Raw genomic sequence first — 8684 nt, forward strand, 5'->3', positions numbered from 1 at the left:
GCTCGACCCAGACGGTCTGAGCGACTACCAGCCGACGCCGGGGGCACACGCCTATACGGCCTACGTCTCCTGGCTGGCCCTCAACGGCTCGGCTGCCGACGTCGCTATGGCCTTCCTCGCCAACTTGGACGCGTGGGGCACGAGCTGTAGCCGTACCGCCCAGGCGTTGCGATCCCAGTACGGCGCAGACGACACGGCGGTCGGGTTCTTCGACTTCTTCGCGACGCCGCCGCCCGGGTTCGAGGAGCAGGCACACGCCGTGATCGATTCCGGCCTGCGTGCCGGCGGTTCCCCAGTGCGTGCGAAGTCCGCGGCGCGTCTGCTCCAGGCCTACGAACTCATGTTCTGGGATGCGATCGCCGCAGCGTGACGAGCTCCCGGTGGGGGGTCAGGCGCCGCGGGGCGAGAAACCACGGGCTCAGCTCATGCCGACGTCACGGGGTTTCGGGATCACATGGACGCGTATGCCTCGGCCAACGACCGCAGCACCGGCGAACAGCCTCCGTCGACCTTCAGGGTGGCCAGGTCGTCCCCACGGCTCTCGCCACGGTTCAGGATCACCACCGGCTTGCCGTGCTTGGCCGCATGCTTCACGAAGCGCAAGCCGGACATGACCGTCAGCGACGACCCCGCCACGAGCAGCGCCTCCGCCTGGTCCACGTATCCGTACGCTTCGAGGACCCGGGCCTTCGGCACGTTTTCGCCGAAGTACACGATGTCCGGCTTCAGGACGCCGCCGCAGTACTCGCAGTCCGCCACCTGGAACTGCTCAGTGGACGCGATGACGGCGTCGGCGTCCGGTGCGATCTCGATGTCCGCCACGTCTGCGGTGTACCCGGGGTTCAACACGGTCAGCCGCTCGGCCAGATGCTCACGGGTGATCACCCGGCCACAAGACAGACAGATCACCCGGTCGTACCGGCCGTGCAGGTCGATCAGTCGCCGGCTACCCGCCCCCTCGTGCAGCGTGTCGACGTTCTGTGTGATCAGGCCGCTCACCACACCGATCGCTTCCAGACGGGCGAGTGCGCGATGACCGTCGTTGGGCTCGGTCCGGGCCATATGCTGCCAGCCCACATGGTTACGGGCCCAGTAATGGCGCCGGAACGCGAAGTCGCCCGTGAACTGCTGGTATGTCATCGGGTTGCGCGGCGGCGAGTCCGGCCCGCGATAGTCCGGGATCCCCGAGTCGGTGGAGATCCCGGCACCCGTCAGTACGGAGATCGGCCCGGACCCGAGCGTGTCACGTATCTCTGCCGCCGCGGCCGCCGCGTCCTCGACCGCCACCATGTCCATCGTCACGCCTCGAGGGTATGTGCTTGCAGATCAAGGTCATCAATCCGTCTGCGCCCGTGCGCGCCGTTCTCGCAGGGCCGCCAGGCCCGCGACCAGGGCCACAATCACGCCGGTGTACTGCACCAGGACGCCGACGAGGACCATACCGCTCTCCGGATCATTGAGGTTGTCCCTTCCAGCCGATACGGCCAGACCAGACACCAGTAAGAACAACGGAATGACGACGCCGGTCACGGGGCCCCACAGCCGCCGCCCCGCGACGACGAGGCCGACCCCGGCCAGCGAGAAGATCGCCGCCGAGCGCGCCGCCGGCGTCGATGTGTCGCCACCGAGCAGTTGCAGCGCAGCGCCGGCCGCGATCACCAGCATCGCGACGACGTTCACCTTTCCCGCAACGGTCAGCGCTGCCAGCATCGACCTCACCGACCGCGGCGAGTCTGGACCCGGGTCCACTCCGCGGGGCGTCATGCCGTCACGTCCCGTCGCTGGAAGACCAGTCCCGCCACGGTCATGAACAGCACCATGTAGCCGATGGAGCTGATCGCCGCCACGCCGGCGGTCACCTCGGGCCTGCCGCCTTCCGCCACGGCCTCGAGCAGCAGCCCAGGGAACACCTGCTGAGCTGTCGGCCATGGCCCGTAGAGGATGTGCTCGAACGGCATCGCCCAGGCGACGCCGACGGCGAGCGCCAGTGGCACCGACTTCAGCAGCATCGCCACCGTCATCCCGAACACGGCGTATCCCGTCATCCAGATGAGGATCATCCCGTAGTCGCCCAGGCCGGCCAGCAGGCCGTCAGCACTGACCCACGCATCGGTCGAGATGTCGTACCCGGGTGCGATCACCAGGCCAGAGGTCCAGAAGACGATCGCGGTGAAGGCCAGCACACCCGCCGCGAAAGCCAGCGGCGCCAGCAGCTTCCCGGCCAGCAGCCGGAGCCGATGCGGCTGGCGCAGCAGCATCGTCCTATAGGTCCCGCGGGAGTACTCCACCGCGAAGACACCCACGAAAAGCACGAACACAAGCGAGCCGGCGAAGCTCGCCGTCCGCCGGAACAGCTCGGTGCCGCCGCCGGCCTCGGCCAGCCCTTCGACGGTCGTGGCATAGTCGGCATCACCGGCCTCGGCCACCGGCGAGGCGTTGCCCATCACCAGTGCGGCGCCGCTGACCCCGACGACAAGCGCCAGGAGAAGCGTGACGGCGACTGTTCGGGGCCGGGTGAACTTGACGAGCTCGGCACGGAAGGTGCGTATCACGCGTTCTCTCCTTCGAGGATGCTGAGGTAACTGGACTCCAAAGTGGGTCGCCGCACTTCAAGCTCGGCGAGCACGATCCCAGACATCAGCGCGGCGTAGTTCAATTCGGCGGCCAGCTCACGGGGCTTTCGTCCCTCAACGGTGACCAGCAGCCCGTCGCCGTCCGGCCGGGGTTCAAGGCCTTCGGTCGTGACGACGTCGGCCAGAACCGTGAGATGGCCTGGGTCCAGCGGGGCGAGCATGATCGTGTCGGCCGTGCCGGTCCCGAACCCGGCCGAATCGCCGGCGTAGATGAGCTTTCCCTGGTCGATGATGATCAACCAGTCACAGACCTGCTCGAGCTCGCCGAGCAGGTGTGACGAGACGAGGACCGTGCGCTCCTCTGCCGCGATGCGGCCGATCAGAGCGCGCATCTCGGTTATCCCGACCGGGTCCAGCCCGTTGGTCGGCTCGTCCAGCACAAGCAGCTCCGGATCGCCGAGCAATGCCGCTGCGACGCCGAGACGCTGCTTCATCCCCAGCGAGTAGCCACGAAACCGGTCGTCAGCCCGATCGGACAGGCCGACGATATCGAGGATCTCCGGGATCCGGCTCTCGTCGTGCCCGGCCAGGCGCGCCATCGCGCGCAGGTTCTCCGCTCCGGTGAGTCCCGGCCAGAGTGCGGGCCCTTCGAGCAGCGCACCTACCCGATGCAGATAGCGGGCCGGGTTACGCACGGGCTCGTCGAGCACGGTCGCGTCCCCCGCCGTCGGCCTGACGAGGCCGAGCAGCATCGCCATCGTCGTCGTCTTGCCCGCTCCGTTGGGGCCGATGAACCCGACGACGGAGCCCTCCGGCACCTCGACAGTGAGCTCGTCTACGACGACGCGTTCGCCATAGCGTTTGGTCAGTCGGTCGGTCGCAATGACCGCAACGTTCTGTGTCATGTTTCAAGACTCGGAGAGACGGGCTCCGATGTCGTCCGCCGAGTGACGACTCCTTGGCCTACGCTTATGGACGTACGAATCCCGACGTGTATACACGCACAACCAGCTGCGCACGGGTCCGTACACCCAGCTTGGCCATCGCGCGGCTGACATGGGTACGCGCGGTCGCCGGGCTCATGTCGAGCTCAGCGGCGAGCTCGTCGTTGGACATCCCGAGCGCCACGAGACCCACCACTTCCTGCTCGCGTTCGGTCAGCGCCCACATGGCCTGCGGTATCGTCTCCGCGCGTTTGGGCATGGAGGCGAACTCGGCGATCAGCCGCCGGGTCACCGACGGCGACAGGAGCGCCTCACCATGGGCGACCACCCGCACGGCACGAACGAGCTCCGCCGGCTGGGTGTGCTTGAGCAGGAAGCCGCTCGCGCCGGAGTGCAGCGCCTCGAAGACATACTCGTCGAGCTCGAACGTCGTGAGGATCAGGACTTTCACACCGCTCAGTTCAGTGTCCTCGACGATCCGCCGGGTGGCTTCCAACCCGTCGACCTTCGGCATCCGGATGTCCATCAGCACCACATCGGGACGGCGTGCCGAGATGACCTCGAGGACCTCGGCTCCGTCGCCGGCTACGCCGACCACCTCGATCTCGTCCTCATTGTCGAGGATCATCCCGAAACCCGCCCGTACCAGTGGCTGGTCGTCCGCGAGCACGACACTGATCACGACTGCCCCTCCCATGCCGCGTGCACTCGGAACCCGCCGGTTGGTTTGGGTCCGGCTTCGAACCGGCCACCGGTCGACTCGACCCGTGACCGCATTCCGTGAATGCCGCTGCCGGTCCCCTTGGGCATGGGCACGAGAGGCGCGCAACCGCCGTCGTCACACACGTCGACGGTCATGCGGCGATCGCCGCCCACATCGATCGTCACCTGGACCTTCGCCGCTCCGGCATGGCGCATCACGTTGGTCAGCGACTCCTGCACGACGCGGTATGCGGCGGTGCCGATGGCAGGCGGCACCAACTCCGTCGGACCTTCCATCGAATACTCGACCTTGATCCCCGCGCTCTCCGCGGAGTCCGCGAGCTGCTGGACTCCGCCCAGCCCAGGGGCCGGAGCGCGCGCGGCACCGTCGTCGTCGTGAAGAACCGACAGCATCACCGCAAGCTCGTCGAGCACGTCGCCGCTCGCATGTCGGATCGCATCGAGCGCATCCTTGGCGGCATGGGGCCGCCGCTCGATGACGTGGGAAGCCGCTCCGGCCTGGACATTGATCGTCGAGATGGCGTGGGCGACGCCGTCGTGCAGGTCGCGAGCGATCCGCAGCCGTTCCTCGGCGATCCGCCTGCGCGCCACCTCCTCACGGGAGTGCTCCAGATATCGTGCCCGTTCCTCGAGCTCGACCAGATGGGCGCGTCGGGTGCGCAGGGCGTCGCCGAGGAAGATCGCTGCGGCGGACCATCCCACCAGCACCATCAGCATGACGAGCCCGTCTACCCAGAGCGCGCTCAGGCCGAGGGTGATGCAGAGGGGCGTCGCTACCGCCAGCGTGGTCCGCCGATCCGTCAGCCGGCTCAGCGCCAGCAACGACAACCAGACCGTCCCGTAGATCGGCCCGTTGACGTACCCGCTCAGGACGTAGACGCCGACGGCCAGGGTGGCGAAGACCGCAGTGCCTCGCGGCCACCTCCGACAGCAGGCCATCGCCGCGCCCGCCACCACGATCAAGGCATACGCCTGCCAGTCGAGCGGCTCGTCCCGGGTTATCGACAGGTGCGCGGTCACCCCGACCACGAACACCGTGATGACGCCGGCCGCGGCAGAGTCGGCGTTCCATCCGAACGGGACCCGTGCGGGCCCACGCTCGGAACGGAAATCTGGCGTCACGGCGGCAACGCTATTCAGAGATCAGGACGGAGGCGTCCGCCCTGCGCCGTACATCGACGTACTGCAGGCTGCGTATGCGCCGCCCCTGTCCACAGCGAGTCACCTTACGGTCGTTGGAGCGGCAGTAAGGTGACTCGCTGTCGTGGCAGTTCACGGTTCAATGGTTTCGGCCTCGGATTCGGTAGTGCTCGCGCAGCGCCTTCTCACGCTGCTTCCACAACGCCCTCTCCTGTCGCTGAAGCCGGGCGTCCGCGCGTCTGGCCTGATAGGCCGCCTCGCGGCCGAGCTTGCGCCAGCGGGCGAACCGATTCTCGTCGAGCTCGCCGTCGTCGATCGCGGCGAGGACGGCGCAGTCCGGCTCGGACGTGTGCGAGCAGTCCCGGAACCTGCATTGTTCGGCCAGCTCGTCGATCTCCGGGAACACCTCGGCGATCGCGTCGGCGTCAGCGACCAGACCGACCGCGCGGACGCCGGGCGTGTCGATCACCACGCCGCCGCCTGGCAGCACGATCAGCTCCCGATGCGTGGTGGTGTGCCTACCTTTGCCGTCCCGGGCGCGGACCTCGTTGGTCGGCATCACCTCGGCGCCGGCAAGTGCGTTGACGAGTGTGGACTTGCCCGCGCCGGAAGGGCCGACGAACGTCATGGTCGTCTCGGGGCTGAGCCGCTCGCGCAGCTCCTCCAGCCCATCGTCGTCGGGCACGCTCACTGCGAGCACATCGACGCCGAAAGCGGCCCGGGCGATTTCCTCGCGCATGCCCTCCGGGTCGGGCACCAAATCGGCCTTGGTCAGTATGACGAGCGGTGTGGCGCCGCTCCCCCACGCCAGCACCAGCAGCCGTTCGATACGGCCGACGTCGGGCTCCGGGTCCAGATGCTCGACGATCACCACGAGATCGACGTTGGCGGCGACGACCTGGCCGTGGGATGTACGGTCGGCGCTGTCGCGCACGAGTGCTGTCCGTCGCGGCAGCACCGCGTCGAGAGTGATCCGGCCATCGGGCCAGTGCTGGATCGCCACCCAGTCGCCGGCGGCCGGGAAGCGCGAACGGTCAGCCGCGGCCGACGCCAGCACGTCGCCGCCGTACGTGGCCAGGACCTCGCCGTCCGCGGTAAGAACCTCGGCGCCGCCGCGCTCGACGCGGCTGACCCGTCCGAGGACGTGCGACCCGGCATAGGACTCGAACGCCTCGGCGACCTCGCCTGTCCGGTCATGGCTTGTTGGAAAAGGCAACACCTGTGCGCCGTCGGCGGCGGACGTCGTGCTCAGGCCTTGCGATGCATGGTGGTCGTGTTCGTGTGGATGAGACATGATGAGACCTTCGTGGTCGGCGAGGTCCCGCACACGAAGATCTGACGATCTACAGCTGCGGCACCTCGAGGTGAGCGGGCACTAGGCATGCGAACCTCACAGTCATGACCCTCACCTCCTCACTGTCCCGCGGCGCCCGACGGGCACCGGCCACTACTCCCTGCGAACACGTCCGTGTCTGTAGCCGATACGCTAACCGTCGCATTCAGTGCGCCGCCACTGATTTATCCCCGGTGCCCTGGCTGGGGCCCGGGACGGGAGAAACGGCGCGAACTCATCGGCGACGGCGTCGGCGACGCGCTCTGCGTCCTGTGATCCGTCAACATCGAGCACGCGCACGCCGTGTTGCCGGGCGGATTCCACGGCATCGCACGCGACCAGCCGATCGCGCTCAATCCGGTTGCGCTGCCCCAACTCGGGATCGCTCAACTCAACGCCTAGGGAGCCCGCGCGCGCCAACGCCCTGAGTTGGTGTCGGCGGAACTCCTCGGTCGGGACCATCACCACCATGCGACGAGGCGCGGCCAGCAACGGCGCGACGAGCTCAGGCCGCAGCCCCCAGCCCTCGGCGATCAGCGGCCGTCCGCTCACCAGGGCTCGGAGATCGTCGAGCGCCCACTCGAACCGTGCCGGGAAGCCGTCGATCACCTCGTCGGCCATCTGCCGAGGCGAGCGCGTAACCCACATCCATTCGGGGTCGGGTGGGTCCACAGCGTCACCGGAACGTGCACGGGCGGCAACGTGCCGATCTTGGTGTCCGCGCGCGTCATGGTAGTCGTAGTGATAGGCGGTCAGCCCGTACCGCTTCGCCAAGATTCTCGCCACCGTGGACTTGCCCGCCCACTGTGCCCCACCGATCCACAACGCCTGCCCGATCGTGCCAAAGGGATCCCAAACCACGGTAGCCATGCTCCGTGGCCTCGGCGCGATAATCAAGTCTTGTTTTCTCAGGTCAGACCTGGTTTATTGCGTGTGAGGAGCCCATTTCGGACGGCTCGCTCACGCGGCCCTGATGGCTTCGCCGTTACCTAGATCCAGGATGTCGACCGTTGGACCAGCCGATCGACGTCGAGGGCACCACTCGAAACCGCGCGAACGATCAGCCGCGGCCGACGCCAGGACGTCGCCGCCGTACGTGGCCAGGACCTCGCCGTCAGCGGAGTTGAGACCGGCGCCACCGATTTTTCGGTGACCCGGCGTGACCACTAAGCGAGCGGGAGCAGTAGCTCGACCGTGTTGGCGGTCGGAGCACTGTCCTGCGGGTTCGTGACGTAGTGCTCTACGACCGGATCGTCGGCGAGCTGACGACCGCTGTGTGGTACCCAGTGGCCGAAGAGCCAGGCGTACGTGTCCGGCATGTCCGCGTAAGCGCCGACGTGAGTGAGCGCGGCGTAAGGGCCGCCTCGTATCGTGAAGTACTCGACGTCGACCGCGTCGGAAGACAGCGGTTCCAGTTCGCCGGTAAGTCCGGGCGGCCGGATCACACACGCCATCGATTCCAGGTCCGCTTCCGCTGTTCGCGTCGGGTCCGAGATGTACACGCCGTACATCTCCCGGTCGGCCAGATCGTAGCCATGAGCCGCGAGCCAGATTCGCAGGTCATGGAATGTCCGATCGATCCTCAGATAGGAACCGCGGTGTCGTACCGCGATGCATTCGATCGGTGGCAGTGCCCGTAATTCCACGTCGAAGGCCTCGGGGTCCCTGTGAGCGCGAGCCAGGCGAAGATCGACATGCGTCCCGCTGTCGCGGTACCGGGCCGGGGTGGTCCCCGTGGCCGCTCTGAACGCGCGAGTGAAGGAAGACAGGTCCGGGTAGCCGCATTCGCCTGCGATCCGGCGGACGGGCATCGTGCCCGATACCAACTGCGACATCGCCCGCTGGATGCGCACCCTCTTGACGAGCGATGGCAAGGATTCGCCGAACGCTGACACGAAGATTCGGTGCCAGTGCCTCGGAGAGAACCCGGCGATCTCGGCGAGCCTGATCAGGTCCAAGGGTTCATCCACG

At 67.4% G+C, this 8684-nt stretch carries 10 protein-coding genes; 1 reads left to right on the forward strand and 9 read right to left on the reverse strand.

Annotated elements, in window-relative coordinates:
* The coding region (locus ELR45_RS39540) for a thiaminase II/PqqC family protein (RefSeq protein ID WP_205857503.1) at window positions 1-370 on the forward strand (370 nt) is incomplete at its 5' end.
* Window positions 371-450: 80 nt separating this feature from the next.
* Here ELR45_RS39540 and ELR45_RS29305 read toward each other — a convergent pair.
* The 9 genes from ELR45_RS29305 to ELR45_RS29345 all read right to left on the reverse strand — a co-directional run.
* Window positions 451-1296: an NAD-dependent protein deacetylase gene (locus ELR45_RS29305; protein ID WP_240760228.1), complete on the reverse strand. Its 846-nt coding sequence runs from the start codon at window positions 1294-1296 to the stop codon at window positions 451-453.
* A gap of 39 nt (window positions 1297-1335) precedes the next feature.
* On the reverse strand, window positions 1336-1710 hold the full coding sequence (locus ELR45_RS29310) for a hypothetical protein (protein ID WP_129669457.1): 375 nt from the start codon (window positions 1708-1710) through the stop codon (window positions 1336-1338).
* Window positions 1711-1760: 50 nt separating this feature from the next.
* A complete protein-coding gene (locus ELR45_RS29315; RefSeq protein ID WP_129669458.1) occupies window positions 1761-2552 on the reverse strand; it encodes an ABC transporter permease in 792 nt (263 codons plus the stop codon).
* Complete coding sequence (locus ELR45_RS29320; protein ID WP_129669459.1) at window positions 2549-3478, reverse strand: ABC transporter ATP-binding protein; 930 nt, start codon at window positions 3476-3478, stop codon at window positions 2549-2551. The genes ELR45_RS29315 and ELR45_RS29320 overlap by 4 nt, the downstream gene beginning before the upstream one ends.
* Before the next feature lie 64 nt (window positions 3479-3542).
* The gene (locus ELR45_RS29325) at window positions 3543-4199 is read right to left on the reverse strand and encodes a response regulator transcription factor (RefSeq protein ID WP_129669460.1); all 657 of its coding nucleotides are present in this window, start codon (window positions 4197-4199) and stop codon (window positions 3543-3545) included.
* A complete protein-coding gene (locus tag ELR45_RS29330) occupies window positions 4196-5362 on the reverse strand; it encodes a sensor histidine kinase (RefSeq protein ID WP_129669461.1) in 1167 nt (388 codons plus the stop codon). Before ELR45_RS29330 ends, ELR45_RS29325 begins: the two co-directional genes overlap by 4 nt.
* 157 nt (window positions 5363-5519) lie before the next feature.
* Window positions 5520-6674 (reverse strand): ribosome small subunit-dependent GTPase A, encoded by a 1155-nt coding sequence (gene rsgA, locus ELR45_RS29335; protein ID WP_129669462.1) that lies wholly within the window; start codon window positions 6672-6674, stop codon window positions 5520-5522.
* A gap of 192 nt (window positions 6675-6866) precedes the next feature.
* Window positions 6867-7583: a hypothetical protein gene (locus tag ELR45_RS29340; protein WP_129669463.1), complete on the reverse strand. Its 717-nt coding sequence runs from the start codon at window positions 7581-7583 to the stop codon at window positions 6867-6869.
* A 296-nt stretch (window positions 7584-7879) separates the two neighbouring features.
* On the reverse strand, window positions 7880-8684 hold an 805-nt coding region (locus ELR45_RS29345; protein ID WP_205857505.1), incomplete at its 5' end, for an AraC family transcriptional regulator.

This window comes from Phytoactinopolyspora endophytica (genome assembly GCF_004138495.1).
In the GTDB taxonomy this organism is placed as follows: domain Bacteria; phylum Actinomycetota; class Actinomycetes; order Jiangellales; family Jiangellaceae; genus Phytoactinopolyspora; species Phytoactinopolyspora endophytica.

Coding starts and splice junctions, on each gene's coding strand:
- ELR45_RS29305 (WP_240760228.1), bottom strand. CDS start 1,296: ATGGACATGGTGGCGGTCGAGGACGCGGCGGCCGCGGCGGCAGAGATA.
- ELR45_RS29310 (WP_129669457.1), bottom strand. CDS start 1,710: ATGCTGGCAGCGCTGACCGTTGCGGGAAAGGTGAACGTCGTCGCGATG.
- ELR45_RS29320 (WP_129669459.1), bottom strand. CDS start 3,478: ATGACACAGAACGTTGCGGTCATTGCGACCGACCGACTGACCAAACGC.
- rsgA (WP_129669462.1), bottom strand. CDS start 6,674: ATGTCTCATCCACACGAACACGACCACCATGCATCGCAAGGCCTGAGC.
- ELR45_RS29340 (WP_129669463.1), bottom strand. CDS start 7,583: ATGGCTACCGTGGTTTGGGATCCCTTTGGCACGATCGGGCAGGCGTTG.